This is a genomic window from Terriglobia bacterium (assembly GCA_036496425.1).
Classification (GTDB): Bacteria; Acidobacteriota; Terriglobia; order 20CM-2-55-15; family 20CM-2-55-15; genus 20CM-2-55-15.
On the sequence record DASXLG010000308.1, the window covers coordinates 1 to 14546 of the forward strand.

Here is a 14546-nt window from a genome sequence, read left to right on the forward strand (position 1 = left end):
CTGCAAGCGAGAAGTTTAGAAATGCAGGCTGCAGGTCGCGGCTGCAAGCGAGAAGTTTAGAAATGCAGGCTGCAGATCGCGACTGCAAGCGAGAAGTTTAGAAATGCAGGCTGCAGAGCGGGAGTGCAACCTGGGGATTGAGAAATCTCACATGCGCGGTGCAATCGTATCGCTCGTCAGCATCGCGTGTGATTATAGAACGCGACGTCCGATCCCCCAAAGCGTTGATCTTTGCCAGATGACTTCAGCTGCCCGCTTGGCCTTGAACCGCCTGATAAATGAACACCTTAGCGGAAGCTAAGTTGTTCTTTGCGAGATCCGTCATCCCAGGTTCCCAGAGCCAACGCCCGTGTTCGTGGCACTGGGTGTGGTAGACACACTACTGGATGCTTTGCGTCGGATTCAGCGTCTGCTTTCAATCGGAATCGGTGTCGGCTTTCGCCGGAATACGCGACCTGATCGAGCTAATAAAGGCACGGGCAATGCAGGAGCCGGACGAGAAGGAGGAATGAGCGTGGAGCGGATCTCTGCAATTCGTTTACGCTCAATGGTCATCTGTTCTGCCCGGCTATGCAAACCACGAGGCGGCGTATGGTTGCTGGAGTGACAGTAGGGTAAAATGGATTTTAGTTATGAGCACTGCAATCGGCACGCTGCTGAGCCGCTCTCCTAACATTTGTGGTGGGCGCATCCGAATCGACGGAACACGTGTAACTGTCCATCAGGTCGTGACCTGTTATCAACGCGGGCTAACAGCAGAAGAAATCGTCGAAGAATATCCTCACATCAATCTTGCTCAGGTCTACGCAGCCCTCGCCTGCTATCACGCCAATCGGGATGAGATCGATCGCGAACTCGAAGCGGAAACCTCCGATTTTCTTCGGCTCGCTGACGAATCCAAATCGAATTCCTAAAGAGTGAAGGCTTCCCTTTATTTGGACGAAGACACGATGGCTACTGCTCTGGTCGTTGCGCTCCGCGCGCGTGGTGCGGATATACAAACATTCGTCGATGCTGGTTTGCGGGGAAAGGAAGACGGAGCGCTACTGGAATGGGCCGCTTCAAATAAAAGAACGCTCTACATTCAACGTGCCGGATTTCTGCAAATTGCACAAGATATCTCGACAGTGGTAAAGAACACGCTGGCATCATTATGGTTCCACGCCAACGCTACGACATACCCGATCAAGGACCTAACGTGTCCACAGGCCGCGGGACAATTTCAAATGTATTAACTTAGAAAAAGTGAACGTGGCAAAATGGGGGCGACCTTGTATTGCTTTGAGGAGTTCTGACCTATGGTCGAGGATGAACAACCCAAGTTGAAACGTCGCGCGCCACGAAAACCGGCACGAACGGCGGCAGTTGGAAAAGTCAAGACTGCCGCTTCCGTCGACAATCCTGCCTTCTTGGAAGACGTCGTGAGGCGCTTGGAGGGTCGGCAATCAGATAAAAACATCGTGTTGAACGTGCCGATATGGGGATGGACCGGAGACGGTAAGACTTGTTCGCTACTAACCGCTATCCATTACTGCGACCCTGCGCAGCACCCTCTTGGTCTGGCACTTATTACAAATACCGACGAGCTGACTAAGCTTGAGAATTCGGCTGAGGAATACAGGGGTTTAAACCTAACCGCGACGGCTGTAGGAACAACTGTTCGTCTCCGCGATCTCTCTGAAAAATTTGTAGATGATTGCGAGTGGCCCCCTGGTACAGACGAACCATCCGCGTACATTCTCGCAATAAGAAGCATCAGTGGTACGTTAGGTTATGTTCTGTTTCCAGATATTAAAGGTGGTAGTTTTCGGGAACTCGACGAAACAGCTCGGGATATCTTGAGCAAGGCCCACGCTATTCTGTTGCTTGTGAATCCAGAGCTGTATGTACAGCAAACGACCGATGGGAAACGATACAGGGACGAAATATTGGCGCGCCTTCAAGAGTTTGCTGAGGCTGAAGTCCCTGTGTGCATAATGATCACGAAGGCCGATCGTTATCAAGGGCCAAACGACGGCGCGGACACCGCATATAATCAACTGACCATAGTTGTCGAACGCCAGAAAAACCTCAAGGCTTTGCTTTGTAGGGTATCCGTTATTGGCATCGGCGTACCCATGGAGGACGACAAACTGCCTCTCGCGTCCGCAAGAAAGCCTGAGACCTTGCTGAGGGCATGGATTTGGTTGCTCGCTGAAGCCCTTCACCGAACCTCCATGGAGATACGGAAGGTTGTCCCTTCGGTTAGTTTTCGGACCAACGGGGAAGGCGCTACACTTTCCGTTCGTACGATACCGGAACTACGTCAATTGGGTCACTTCAGTGGTTCGCCTGGACGAGTCTTATGCGCAACAAATGACGACGCGCGGTCAGTTGCATTTACATTTGTGTCCGAGAAGGGTGAGTTGTTAGAGACTTCCTTGGAGTCAACTGCGATCCAGGAACCCAAGTTCAAAGCTGCCGGTGCAATACCTGGTTGGGCGCACATAGATCTCCTTGCCCACTATGTTGGAGGTGAGTTCGTTCTTGGCGCTCGGGCAAAGTGTAATTTCGTATGGCAGGGAACGAAAGGCACACATTTAAAAAAGATCTCCCTGCCCTACGAAATGGTCTCTTGGACCCCTATCACTGGCCGTCGCATTATAGGAGTTGACGCGTCGGGCAGGTTACACTCGTTACATTACGAAGGCGAAAAGTGGTTGCAAGCAGACTACATTGAAGGATTTTTAAAACCCTCGTCTGTCCTTACTTGCGCTTTTTCGGAGCGGTCCTCTCACGCCTTTGTTTTTAACGGCGATGCAGTTGAAGGCGTCGTTGTTGCTGCCGATGGAAAATTGGGAAATCGCGTTGCGCCTGATTTGATGGCAAAATTCGATACAACCGACACGATGACTAACAGGTTAGGACTGTGTTTATCAATCAGCAGCGACGATCAAGCAAGAATTAGCGCTTCAGGTAAGCCCCTTGAACTCGGCCCCGTCTATCCTGATGAGGCGAAAGCGGCTTGCGCGCTGGCTCCTTATTCAGCACTTCTAGCTCTAATTAACCCCGATCTCAGACTCAGCGCAGCCGCGATCGTGGGCTCTAAAATCATCAAGACGAGTCCCGAGAATTCACCACTACTTGATGCTGCTCCTCAAACCATGGTTTGGGCTAACTCTGGTGAATTACTTGCCGTTTCATTTGCCGATAAGACCTGGCGGTTATTCCGTCCGATGGGCCTTGGCAGTTGACGAGGCCACTGTGACGATAGATATTGCAGCATTCCTACCTGCAGGTGAATGGGCGGAAATTCGTACATTAAACAAGCCGCCGGGGATGATGGCGGATCACAATTGGGCGATTTTCGCAAGGGCTAGGTGGCTCCGTGATGGCGGAAAGCCTGGGTTTATCAAGTTCATAGTTCGGGCTGGCTCTAAGGCTGGCGCAGATACCGAGATGATAACCGGCCACGATCGGCTTAAGGGCGTTTTCGATCGACTGGTAAGCCTTCAGGCATTCGGACTTGCGATTCCGCTAGTTCCCCTGTTTGAGGTTCAGCTGAAGGCGGAAGGCCTACTTGTGGCCATGGAAGAACTCGAACCCCTTCACGACATCATCAAGCGTGGCGAAGCTTACAGTTTATCGCTGAAGATTTTAGAAGACTTGGACCCCGAAAAAGATAAGGGTCCTTCTTGGCTGCATTTCGACATCTGTCCGATGAATATTGGTGTTCTTGCCAACGGACGATGTGTTCTCATTGACGTGGAGAGTTTCTATCTTGAAAAAGATGACGTTTTTCAGGTTTCGATACCGGCGTGGAAGCCGTTTCGCGCACCTCAGGATCTTGTCGACAAGGTTCAGGACCAACTGGCAACGGGATCTGTAGACAAGAGCACCGCATATCTGAAGCAGCGGTATGAAATCGCCCTTGCCGCTGCGGAGTGCGTTTTGGGCCCACTGGCCCCCCATGGCAACTTGACTTCATCTGTGCTGAAGACGTGGTTATCGGCCGCAGATCCAAAGGACCGTGCGGTGCAGTTTTGGGCCAGGACATTACAGGCAGCTCTTGACAACGGGCAGATTCGTCCAATTCGTGAACTGCACGACGAGTTGCAATCATCACTCTCAGAAGTCGAGGATGTCGATCATGCGCCGCTCGTCCATGAACCCGTACTTCCGCCGATATCTATAGGAGAAGGGGCGGTTCCTTCAGCGCCCGGCGGGGGGCCGGAGGGTTGGGAGGAGGACTGGAATCTTCTAAAACCGGCTGCGTACGCCCTGCGGGCCGGTAAGCTTGAGAACGAGCAACTTCCACAATACCGGTTGGCCTTGGAGCGTTTGGCTCGCAAGTATCCGTCGCAGCGGTTATTTTGGAACGAACTCCTACTGGTTGCGATTTCTTATGAAAAGAACGCAGCTGAAGCATTGGCATATGCCAATGAGGCGTTGCAACACTTACGAGACGATCCCGATTTGAACAGAATGCGGAACATTATTCAGAGATGGGTTACGGAGCGCCAAAATGGATGAGCTGTATGGCAATCAATCGGCGGCCGTTCAAGTGTGGGGAAAGGGGTATAGAGTAACAGCCGATACCGAAGAGTTTCAGCGGTATGTCCCCCCATCTACGTCGCCGATAGCTCCACTTGAGAAAAAGCTTGAAACGGTCCCGTGGGGACCATTGCTGGCGCAACTTTATCCTCTTAGCGAACGTGAGTTGGCAGCGCAGCGTTGTATTTTGTTGGATCAGTCAGCACTGATGGCAGTTGCTTTCGCCCATACAGAGGACCGGCATCGGCGGCCTAGCTTACTGATGACGTCAACAACTGTGAATATTAATTGGAATGATTTTGTCATCGGCGATATCGCATCGAAAGCTATTTCACTTTGTACTCGACTCGCCGGTGCTTATGCCGAGACAATCAGGGAAAATCCGCAAAGTATCGGTCAGCAGCTGCGAGCTAACGGTTTCCTTCCTGCAAGATTGTTTGACTTGGCCAATGAATATCGAGATACGGAGCTTGATTGGGGAAACGTTCTGGCAGCCGTGAAGGATTGGCGAGGGATTGTGGGGGTTGGAACGACCAAGTTGGTTTTGCTTGGGGCTAATGTCGTCCTAGGTACGAAGTTTGAAGCGGAACGAACCCGACAATCCTTTGACGTCGATGGATATTACGACCCGAAGGATAGAGAGATCAAGCCTTTGTCGTCACGACTGGCACCGTGGGAACCCGGAAAGATAGAAACTCCGCCAGTAGTATCCGGTCCCGTGAGTACGGGTACTTCGCCGGAACTTCACGCCATGGTCCGCTCGATCGAGACTGTAGCGGCTGCCTTACATCGAATCGCCGACATAGGTGAAAAAGTTACCGCGATAGGTGAAAAAGTTGTTTATTACTTGATTGACAGGCGGAAGCGTTAAGCGGCTAAAGCGACACTCTTTGTTAAAAGCATTTCCGGTTTCACGATTTGAGGCATTGTTTCGGCTCGTGGCTGGCAATGAGCGGTACCGCTCCTAAAGTGATGATGGAACTGATCGGACACAAGACGCCTTCGATGACGATGCGCTACTCGCACCGATCGGTCGAATATAAGCGGCATGCCGTCGCCAAGCTTCCGAAACTCGGGAACTTACCGGCGGAGTCCCCCCCATCCCTCCTCGGCTACGGAGGCGAAAGTAGTAAGCTTCGGTAAGCTGTAGATTCGAAAAACCCGCCAGGGTGGCGAAACTGGCAGACGCACCGGACTTAAAATCCGGAGCCCCGCAAGGGGCGTGTGGGTTCGATTCCCATCCCTGGCATTGATACAGCAGAAGTTAGAGATTGGTCGGTGTTGGCGGCCTTGCCCATTTGTGGTGCAACTGTGCCCGCGAGCTTAGGAAATGCGGTCATTTTTTTCGCGGCCTCTTTCATCAGAACCGTTGGTGACGTTGTAGCGCTCGAAAACGGATCGAGTCTTGTGACCAGTCATCTGCATGGCTAGGCGCTCATGAATTCCAGCGCGAACGAGATTGCGAACCGCTGCGAAGGTCCGGAAGCCTTTTTTCATATCTAAACCTCGATATGCCGCATCCAGGCTTCGACTTTCGAATCCAAGCTTGGATTCACGAGATCCAGGTTTGGATTTTGAAATTCAGGCCTGGATGTGACACATCGAGGCTTGGAAATCCAGATTTGCGCTTGGATGTGCGGGATGCAGGCTTGGAAATCCAGATTCGAGCTTGAATGTGCCAGATGCAGGCTTGGAAATCCAGATTCAAGCTTGGATGTGGCGGATGCAAGCTTGGAAATCCAGATTCAGGCTTGGATGTGCCAGATGCAGGCTTGGAAATTCAGATTCAGGCTTGGATGTGGCGGAAGCAGGCTTGGAAATCCAGATTCAGGTTTGAATCCTCCATTGCAGGCGAGGAGCGACAGTCCGGGATCTTAAGTGTCCATTCAACATATCTGGATTCAATAAGATAGCGTGCGATCGGACACGTCAGTTGTCCGACGGCCGCTCCATGGAATCGATTCGCTGGCACTTCGACTGGCACTTTGTTAGTACCGGCGAAAGGGAGCCAATACGATCGGTTTGGAACGGCGTCATTGATTCCACCGAGAAAGCCACAGCGGCCGCAAGGCTTGGAGAAGGACTCGTTGAGGGCAGAGAATTTCTGCATATTAGAATTATCGCGGCGTCACCTGAGGGCGAATTGAGGTTTCTATGAGACATCCAGATTGGACCCCTGAACGCACGGAACTGGAGCGCGTTGCGCGTCAATACCAAGACAAAGGCTATGACGTCGTTGTGGAGCCCGGCACGAATGAGATTCCGGACTTTATTCGCGAATATCGACCCGACATGATCGCGCGGGGTTCCGGGGACTGCATTGTGATTGAGGTGAGGCAGCCTGCGACGGATAGCGAGCGCGAGAGGATTCGTCTGATTTCGGAACGCGTCGAACGTCAGCCTGGATGGCGTTTCGTGTTGGTATCCCCCGAAGAACCTGCCTCATCTGTCGCAAACATCCCAACTGACACGGAGGTCAGACGTCTGGTTGAAGAGGCACGTGCTCTGACCGCGAAAGGTCATCCGGAAGCCGCCCTCTTGCTCGCATGGGCAGCTCTCGAAGGTGGAATGCGGGTTGCCGCCTCTCGCGAGGGAGTTGCAGTCCAACGGCCAGACACGTGGTCACTGATGCGAGAACTTGTATCAGCGGGGCTGATCGACCGGCAGAAGTTCTCTAAGTTAAGTGACGTATTTAAGCTCCGCAGCGCGCTCGCTCATGGTTTGCAAACGGGGAACACTCAGGCTGTTCCCGGGGCTATCGATCTTGCCGTCACCGTCGCTTCGGAGCTGCTCACCTGGGCATGCTGAGGAATCCGAGCGAACCGAAAATAAAGACGGCCTGAACCTCAGGATGGCTTTCAGCGAAACCGCGCAGCGTGCGCTGCGTCAGCCAATGAGAACCGGTTCAAATCGGCCATAACCTCGACCGCCGAAGTTGTTTAGCCGGACAGGAGAAACAGGCTTACACTTTTTCCTCGGGAGGGGTTATGGCTGAAACCAAATGGACGATCAAAGGACGCGAATTTGTGCATTGCAATTGCGCATATGGTTGTCCCTGCCAGTTCAATGCGCTGCCGACCCACGGCAATTGCCAGGCGGTCATGGGCGTTCAAATCGATGAAGGTTTTCATGCAGGCACGAAGCTCGATGGGTTGAGGATGGCGGCAATCATGGTCTGGCCGGGCCCGGTCCACGAAGGAAAAGGTCAGGTGGTTCCGATTATCGATGAGCGGGGAACTCCGGAACAGCGTGATGCGCTGCTGCGGATCATGGGCGGAATGGATACCGAGCCGGGCGCCACCGTCTTTCAGGTTTTTTCGACGACGTGGGAGAAGGTGCACGATCCTGTTTTCACGAAGATCGACTTCACAGTCGATATCGACAGACGCCGGGCGAAGCTCAATGTGCCGGGTGTTATCGAAGGACGCGGCGAACCGATTGTGAACGTCTCCACCGGAAAAGAGCAGCGAGCGCGAATCAATCTCCCGGACGGTTTCGAATACACGATTGCGGAAATGGGGCGCGGCTGGGCGAAGACTTCAGGGGCGGTCCAGATCAATCTGTCCGACTCGTACGCGCACTTCGCCAATCTCCACCTCACGCAAAGCGGCGTCGTTCGATAGCGAGCTCGTGGCCAGCGCGGCGATCGAGACGCTGCTGAGGCGCGACCGCCTGGTCGTGGTCACGGCATTAGGCGCGGTCACCCTCCTCGCGTGGGCTTACATCATCCGTCTCGCCCTTCAAATGGACATGACGGGAATGGACATGACAGGATTCCGGATGGCTGTCGCGGCAGCCGGAATGGTGATGAGACCGGCATTCGAGCCGTGGAGCGCGGCGGAATTCGCCTTCACGTTTGCGATGTGGGCCATCATGATGATCGGCATGATGACGCCGTCCGCCGCTCCCATGGTTCTGCTCTATGCGCGGGTCGCCCGTCAGGCCGCGATCGACGGCAAACCGTTCGCCCCCACCGCCTGGTTCTTCGGCGGCTATGTTCTCATCTGGACCGGGTTTTCACTCCTGGCGACTGTCGCGCAATGGCTCCTGGATCGCGCGGCGATGCTGACGCCGGCGATGTCGAGCGCGAACGCGCTGCTTGGCGCAGGCGTCCTCATTGCCTGCGGCGTTTATCAATGGTCTTCGCTTAAGGACCAATGCCTGAAGCACTGCCAGTCACCGATGCACTTTATTCAGCAACACGGCGGCTTCCGGTCCGCGCCCTTCGCTTCGCTTCAGCTCGGAATATCGCACGGCCTTTACTGCGTAGGGTGCTGCTGGGCGCTGATGGCACTGCTCTTCATCGGCGGCGTCATGAACGTCTTATGGGTGGCGTCGATCGCAGTCTTCGTTCTCGCCGAAAAGGTCGTCCGCACGCGGCATCTCATTCCGCGGCTCGCCGGCCTGCTCTTTATATCCGGAGGGATTTTCCTTCTTCTGCACCGGCCATGAAGCAGCGTGTAATTATGTTTCCGGACGCCGCGATGGCATCATTGGTAGTGCAGCTGCGAACACGCCTATGAACAACACGTTCAACCGCTTCTTCAGAATCGCTATTGCCATTGTGAGTTTTGCAGTTCCGCCGCTCATTTCCGCATCAGCGACTGTGCCTCCGGATACGGACAAGTGGGTAGGGACGTGGATCCTGAACATCCAGAAATCCCAATATGGCGATGAGAAGCCTCCTGTAGATCCGGCGCTTATCCGGCAGATCCTGAAAATTCGTGTCTCGAACGGGACTATGGATCTTTATTTTCGGACGGAGATGGTCGACGGAACCGATCTCGCGGACGAAACGCATCTGGTGGACTTGACGGGCAAGCCGCACGTGACGGAAATTGACGGCTTGAAGCAGGTGACCGAAACCTTCCGGCAGCTCGATCGAAATACAATTGAAATCACCCTCAAGGCACGCCCGACGGAGCCTTCGGATGTGGCGGATGGCGAACTCACCATTAAGGTGAATCTCGCAATGTCCGCCGACGGGAATACAATCCACGAAGTAAAGGAATACCACTACAAAGAGTTCGCCGATACCGGCAAAGCCGCGGCCAGCGATGACCGCAATCCGGCCGAAGGATCAATCCTGGTTTTCGACAGACAACAGCCGAATCGATAAAGAAGTCCCGAAATCCGCCCCCTGGAAATCTTATTGGCAAACAAGACACTTCCGGCTCGACCCAATCTCGGGCGGGGAGTTCAAAACCGATGTTTGCCTACCTGGTTTCGCTTTCGCGGATCCCGCGGCTGCGTGGAGGGGGCGCGGCCCAATAGCTGTTTCTGGCGGCGACCGAGGCGTGTTTTCTTGGCGTGCTGAGCTTGACCTCCACTTTGTGCAGTCCGGGATGGGGATCGGAAGGCTGGAAGCTGAGCAGATAGCGGTTGTAAAGATCGTTATCGAACTGGTTCATGCGGAACTCGAAGTTCTTGCCCGATTTGAACAGCTCGTACTGGCCGCCGGTCATTGCCGCGATTGCTTTCGGGATGTTCTTTCTCATTCCTTGAGTGGCCATAAGGATCGGCGCCAGCAGGTCCGCGTTATTGGCCTTCCCGGGATTCTTGCCGCGGGCGTCGTCCAGCACAGCGGAAAGTGCGGGGGAAAACGCGAGCGCGTACATGACGATATCGCTGCCGGCCATCGCGGTCGCGACGTTGGCCAGCGGCACGGCGCTTCCGTGGTCGCGCGTCTCGCTGATCAGAAGCAGCATTCGGAGGCGGTCGTTGGGAGTTTTGTTGAGCATCGCCACGGAATAGTTGACCGCGTCCAGGATGGCGGCGCCGCCGTCGCCGGGCCTCAGTCTTCTCAAGTCGTTCCGGATGGCCTTCTCGTCGCGCGTGAAATCGCGAGTGAGAGCCACTTTGCTGTCGAATTCGACGATGGCCACGTCGGTGTTCCCCTGTTCGAGCACCGGACCGAGCATTGCGCCGAGCCCCTTCATCCGCTCGAATTCGGCAGGGGCTGCTCCGCCACATTGAAGCGCAATGACGACAGAGACGGGCTGGGCATCGAGGATTTCGTCGAGCTGGACGGCCTGCTCGACGCCGTCGTCTTCGATCGTGAAATCGCCGGCGCGCAGTCCGAAGATCAACTTGCCCTTTACATCTTTGACGAGGGTGGGCGCGAGCACCACTGTCGTCTGCGTCCGCAGCACCTGGTCCTGATCCTGGGCCGAGGCGTTGCCGATCAGCAAAAAGATGCACAACAGGAGAGCGAACCGCTTGGACAACCTCACCATCTCATACCATCGTACTTCGCGGTTCGGGCAATATGGTAATGTCATTCGCCAAAGGCTGGATATGCGGATCGCGACCTGGAATGTCAACTCGCTGAAAGCGCGTCTCGAGAAGGTTCAATGGTGGCTCGAGCGCGCCCGGCCCGATGTTCTCCTGATGCAGGAGACGAAACTGGCCGATGCCGACGCGCCGGTCGAGGCGTTCCGGGATGCGGGATATGAGTTCGCACACCACGGCGAAGGGCGATGGAACGGCGTCGCGATCGCGAGCCGCATTGGGATTAGCGGCATCGTCACCAATTTCGGAGAGCCGCTCCGGCCTGCACGCACTCCCGATGCCGCCGATGCCGCTGACGATGAGCCGCTCGCCGAAGCGCGGATGATTTCCGCAGAGTGCGGCGGCATCCGCTTGGTTTGCGTGTACGCGCCGAATGGCCGTCTAGTGGGATCGCCTTTTTATGAAGCCAAGCTGGTCTGGTTCCGCCGGTTGGCGCAATGGCTGGAGAAAACCATCCCGGCAGGCGCGCCGATCGTGCTTGGCGGCGATCTCAACGTCGCGCCGGCGGACATCGACGTGTGGGATCCGCGCGCCTGCCACGGCGGAACGCACGTCTCCGAACCCGAGCGCGATGCGTTTGCCGCGCTCTGCCGCGCGGGCCTGGTCGATGCGTACCGGCTGCGCCATCCCGAAGCCGATCGATACACGTGGTGGGATTACCGCGCGGGCAACTTCCACAAGAATTTCGGGATGCGGATTGACCATCTGCTGGTCTCGACGGCATTGACGCCGCGCATCATTTCGTCCGAGATCGACAGGGAAGCCCGCAAGGGCAAGCCGCTGCCCTCGGATCACGCCCCGCTCGCGATCGACCTGGACCACCCTGGACATCCCTTCGATGCCGGCTGGGCGTCTGCGGATCAGCGTGTCGCGGGCCGGCGCGCGAAGTTGGGGTAGCTGCGGGCTTGCTTCTATAGGTAGGCGGGGGGATAGCAGGCCTGTAATATAATACCCGCGAAGTAGAACCCTGGAGGGAAACGGAGAATGCGAAGCGGGGCCAAAAGCTGGACCCTGATTGTAACAATCGCTGCCGCGACCGCGATCATTTTGGGGCTGGTCATGACACGAAACGTGACCACGGCCCAAGTCGGCGGTCAGGCTGCTCCAGCGCGGATTGCCGGCAAGCCCGACTTCAGCGGAATCTGGGAGGCCAACAACACGGCGAACTGGGATCTGCAGACCCACGCGGCACGGCCAATGGTCGCGCAGCCGGGATTTTCGCCGGGCTCGGTTACTCTGGCGGCGCCGGTCCTTGGACTGGGTTCCATCGGGTGGGTTCCTCCCGGTCAGGGTGTCGTCGAGGGCGAAGAGATTCCATATCTGCCCTGGGCGGCGGCGCGAAAGAAAGAAAACCTCGAGCACTGGATGGATCGCGATCCCGAGATCAAATGCTTCCAACCCGGCGTTCCGCGCGCCATGTACATGCCGTATCCGTTCCAGATCGTTCAGAGCGCCAGCAAGATCATGATGGTGTTCGAGTATGCCAACGCGCAGCGAACGATCCATCTGAACAAGATGGAAGACTATCCGAACGTCGCCTACATGGGATATTCGGTCGGCCACTGGGAAGGCGACACCCTTGTGGTCGATGTGAAGGATTTCACCGATGCGACCTGGTTCGACAGATCGGGGAACTTCCACAGCGACGCGCTGCACGTTACCGAGCGATACAATATGGCGGGCCGCGACGTCATCCGTTACGAAGCGACGATCGAGGATCCCCAGGTCTTCACGCGTACCTGGAAGATCAGCATGCCGCTCTACCGCCGGCTCGACACCAACGCGCAGCTCATGGATTTCCGGTGCGTCGAGATGGTTGAAGAAACCATGTACGGCCATCTGCGGAAAGAACAGCTCGTCAAGCAGTGGGTCGGCAACACCATGACGGTAAACATCACGCGTACGATTCCGCCGGGTGAGAAGGTTCACGAACGTTATATTTCAGGCAATCCGCCGGCGAAGTAAGCGAAGCGCGAAACATCAAGCGACGCGCAGTTGTAATAGTTATCGGAGGTCGGTTTTATGGGAATCAAGTTCACTGTTGGAGCCGCCGCTGCGGGTATTGCGATTCTGTTATCGCAGGCGCCTGTCTGGGCGCACCACGCGTTTGCGGCAGAGTTCGACGCGAATAAACCCGTCGATTTCAAGAACGCGACCGTCACGCGGGTGCAGCTGATCAATCCTCACAGCTGGATCTATGTCGATGTGAAGCAGCCCGACGGCACGTCCGAGAACTGGGCGATCGAAGCGGGCAGTCCGAACATCCTGTTACGGCGCGGCATCACCAAGGATACGCTGAAGGTTGGACAGAAGCTCAATGTCGTAGGGTACCAGTCGAAAGACGGATCGCACCGGGCCAATGGCCGCGATCTGACATTGCCCGATGGAACGAAGCTGTTCCTGGGCGGCTCCGGTGACGGCGCTCCGTACGAAGTGCAACGTCCGGGAATCGATACGGAGAAGAAATAGATGTTAGCAATTCCCCTCCTGCTACAGGAGGGGTGGCGCAAAGCGCCGGGGTGGTCGGTCCGGAATCAACATGAATCGTGAGCGACCACCCCGCCCTTCGGGCACCCCTCCTCCTCGAGGAGGGGAGTTGCTCTTTCAAATGACGAGAGGTTTTCGATGCGGCAAAGATATTTAGCACCGCTGGGTGCACTGGCGCTAGTTGCAGTGTTTGTCTCGCTGGCGGCGGTGTCCATGCGCAGCCAGACGAAAGCTGCGCCCAAAGCTCCGGGTTTGCCCAAACCGGGGCCTGCTCCCAGAACCGCATGGGGCGAGCCGGATCTTCAAGGCACCTGGTTCGTGATGGAGAATGTGCCGCTTGAACGCTCCGCGGCCAATGCCAACAAAGAATTCCTGACGGACGCGGAAGTCGCTGCCGCCGACAAGCAGAAGGCGGACGATCCGGGCCGCAATGCCCGATCGGCAAACAGCGCGCAGGACGTCAACGGCGCTTACAATGCGGTGTTCAATTCGGTATTGAGAACCAGTAAGCGCACTTCCATGATCATCGATCCGCCGGACGGAAAAATTCCGCCGCTGACAGCCGAAGCACAGCAGCGCCAAGGCCGCGGAGGGCGCGGCGGACTCGGCGCAGGCGGTGGAGGCCGCGGCAATGCCGCGTCTGTCAACGACAATCCGGAAACGGTAGCGCAATCGCCGCGTTGTCTCGGCGTTCAGATGCCATTCCTTGCGACGAACCCGTTATTTGCGCAGGGAACCGTCATGCAGATTGTCCAGGGCCCGAAGTCGATGGGTATATATATGGAGGACGATCATGCCGGCGGCGGCAACCGCGTGATTTTCATGGACGGCCGTCCGCATGCGCCGTCGACTATCAAAAACGTCCTGGGCGATTCGAGAGGCAAGTGGGAAGGGAATACGCTGATCGTCGAGACCACGAACTTCGTTCAAGGGTATCGCGGGGCAAATCCCGACACATATAAAATGACCGAAAAATTCACCCGCATCGATTCCAACAATCTGCGGCGTGATATCACCTTCGAGGATCCAAAGACCTGGACGCGTCCCTGGACCGTCAGAATCGAGATGGGTAAGACCGACGACAGCCGCCACATGATCTTCGACTCCGCGTGCCACGAAGGAAACTACGGCCTCACCGGGATTCTGGTGGGCGCGCGCAGGGAGGAACAGGCGGCAAAGAAATAAGCCGCGGAACACTCCGGATGCGGAGATTGGATCTGCGTTGTCCGGCGTGA

At 56.0% G+C, this 14546-nt stretch carries 15 protein-coding genes, 1 tRNA gene and 1 pseudogene; 15 read left to right on the forward strand and 2 right to left on the reverse strand.

All coding sequences use genetic code 11. The annotated features are described in order from the left end of the window. Window positions 1-632 precede the first annotated feature (632 nt). From VGK48_22510 to VGK48_22540, 7 genes and pseudogenes are all read left to right on the forward strand, one after another. Entirely contained in the window at window positions 633-914 is a 282-nt protein-coding gene (locus VGK48_22510; GenBank protein ID HEY2383959.1) for a DUF433 domain-containing protein, read from the forward strand. 3 nt (window positions 915-917) lie between these two features. Beyond that, window positions 918-1235, forward strand: coding sequence for a DUF5615 family PIN-like protein (locus tag VGK48_22515; GenBank protein HEY2383960.1), 318 nt, complete (start codon window positions 918-920; stop codon window positions 1233-1235). Window positions 1236-1298: 63 nt separating this feature from the next. Next, window positions 1299-3233 carry a hypothetical protein gene (locus VGK48_22520; GenBank protein HEY2383961.1) on the forward strand — a complete coding sequence of 645 codons (1935 nt, stop codon included), beginning with the start codon at window positions 1299-1301 and terminating at the stop codon, window positions 3231-3233. 10 nt (window positions 3234-3243) lie between these two features. Continuing rightward, window positions 3244-4512 carry a hypothetical protein gene (locus tag VGK48_22525; protein HEY2383962.1) on the forward strand — a complete coding sequence of 423 codons (1269 nt, stop codon included), beginning with the start codon at window positions 3244-3246 and terminating at the stop codon, window positions 4510-4512. Further along, a complete protein-coding gene (locus tag VGK48_22530) occupies window positions 4505-5404 on the forward strand; it encodes a hypothetical protein (protein HEY2383963.1) in 900 nt (299 codons plus the stop codon). Before VGK48_22525 ends, VGK48_22530 begins: the two co-directional genes overlap by 8 nt. A 41-nt stretch (window positions 5405-5445) precedes the next feature. Then, a pseudogene (locus VGK48_22535) lies at window positions 5446-5676 on the forward strand (tyrosine-type recombinase/integrase). Between the two features lie 20 nt (window positions 5677-5696). Further along, a tRNA-Leu gene (locus VGK48_22540) sits at window positions 5697-5782 on the forward strand. Window positions 5783-5856: 74 nt separating this feature from the next. On the opposite strand, the gene VGK48_22545 is transcribed toward VGK48_22540, so the two are convergent. After that, the gene (locus VGK48_22545; protein ID HEY2383964.1) at window positions 5857-6030 is read right to left on the reverse strand and encodes a hypothetical protein; all 174 of its coding nucleotides are present in this window, start codon (window positions 6028-6030) and stop codon (window positions 5857-5859) included. A gap of 657 nt (window positions 6031-6687) precedes the next feature. Between VGK48_22545 and VGK48_22550 the strand changes: the two genes are divergently transcribed. The 4 genes from VGK48_22550 to VGK48_22565 all read left to right on the forward strand — a co-directional run bounded on the left by VGK48_22550 (window position 6688) and on the right by VGK48_22565 (window position 9652). Next, on the forward strand, window positions 6688-7341 hold the full coding sequence (locus tag VGK48_22550) for a hypothetical protein (GenBank protein HEY2383965.1): 654 nt from the start codon (window positions 6688-6690) through the stop codon (window positions 7339-7341). A gap of 179 nt (window positions 7342-7520) precedes the next feature. Beyond that, entirely contained in the window at window positions 7521-8156 is a 636-nt protein-coding gene (locus VGK48_22555; GenBank protein HEY2383966.1) for a DUF1326 domain-containing protein, read from the forward strand. A gap of 7 nt (window positions 8157-8163) precedes the next feature. Then, complete coding sequence (locus VGK48_22560; GenBank protein ID HEY2383967.1) at window positions 8164-8985, forward strand: DUF2182 domain-containing protein; 822 nt, start codon at window positions 8164-8166, stop codon at window positions 8983-8985. A gap of 67 nt (window positions 8986-9052) precedes the next feature. After that, window positions 9053-9652, forward strand: coding sequence for a hypothetical protein (locus VGK48_22565; GenBank protein ID HEY2383968.1), 600 nt, complete (start codon window positions 9053-9055; stop codon window positions 9650-9652). A gap of 97 nt (window positions 9653-9749) precedes the next feature. Here the strand turns inward: VGK48_22565 and VGK48_22570 are convergent, their stop codons facing one another. After that, window positions 9750-10769 carry a VWA domain-containing protein gene (locus VGK48_22570; GenBank protein HEY2383969.1) on the reverse strand — a complete coding sequence of 340 codons (1020 nt, stop codon included), beginning with the start codon at window positions 10767-10769 and terminating at the stop codon, window positions 9750-9752. Between VGK48_22570 and VGK48_22575 the strand changes: the two genes are divergently transcribed. The 4 genes from VGK48_22575 to VGK48_22590 all read left to right on the forward strand — a co-directional run bounded on the left by VGK48_22575 (window position 10753) and on the right by VGK48_22590 (window position 14496). Next, window positions 10753-11721 carry an exodeoxyribonuclease III gene (locus tag VGK48_22575; GenBank protein HEY2383970.1) on the forward strand — a complete coding sequence of 323 codons (969 nt, stop codon included), beginning with the start codon at window positions 10753-10755 and terminating at the stop codon, window positions 11719-11721. The two genes, VGK48_22570 and VGK48_22575, sit on opposite strands and share 17 nt — an antisense overlap. A gap of 162 nt (window positions 11722-11883) precedes the next feature. Beyond that, window positions 11884-12789 (forward strand): hypothetical protein, encoded by a 906-nt coding sequence (locus tag VGK48_22580; GenBank protein HEY2383971.1) that lies wholly within the window; start codon window positions 11884-11886, stop codon window positions 12787-12789. Between the two features lie 57 nt (window positions 12790-12846). Next, complete coding sequence (locus tag VGK48_22585; GenBank protein ID HEY2383972.1) at window positions 12847-13293, forward strand: DUF6152 family protein; 447 nt, start codon at window positions 12847-12849, stop codon at window positions 13291-13293. A 156-nt stretch (window positions 13294-13449) separates the two neighbouring features. Continuing rightward, a complete protein-coding gene (locus VGK48_22590; protein HEY2383973.1) occupies window positions 13450-14496 on the forward strand; it encodes a hypothetical protein in 1047 nt (348 codons plus the stop codon). Window positions 14497-14546: the final 50 nt, after the last annotated feature.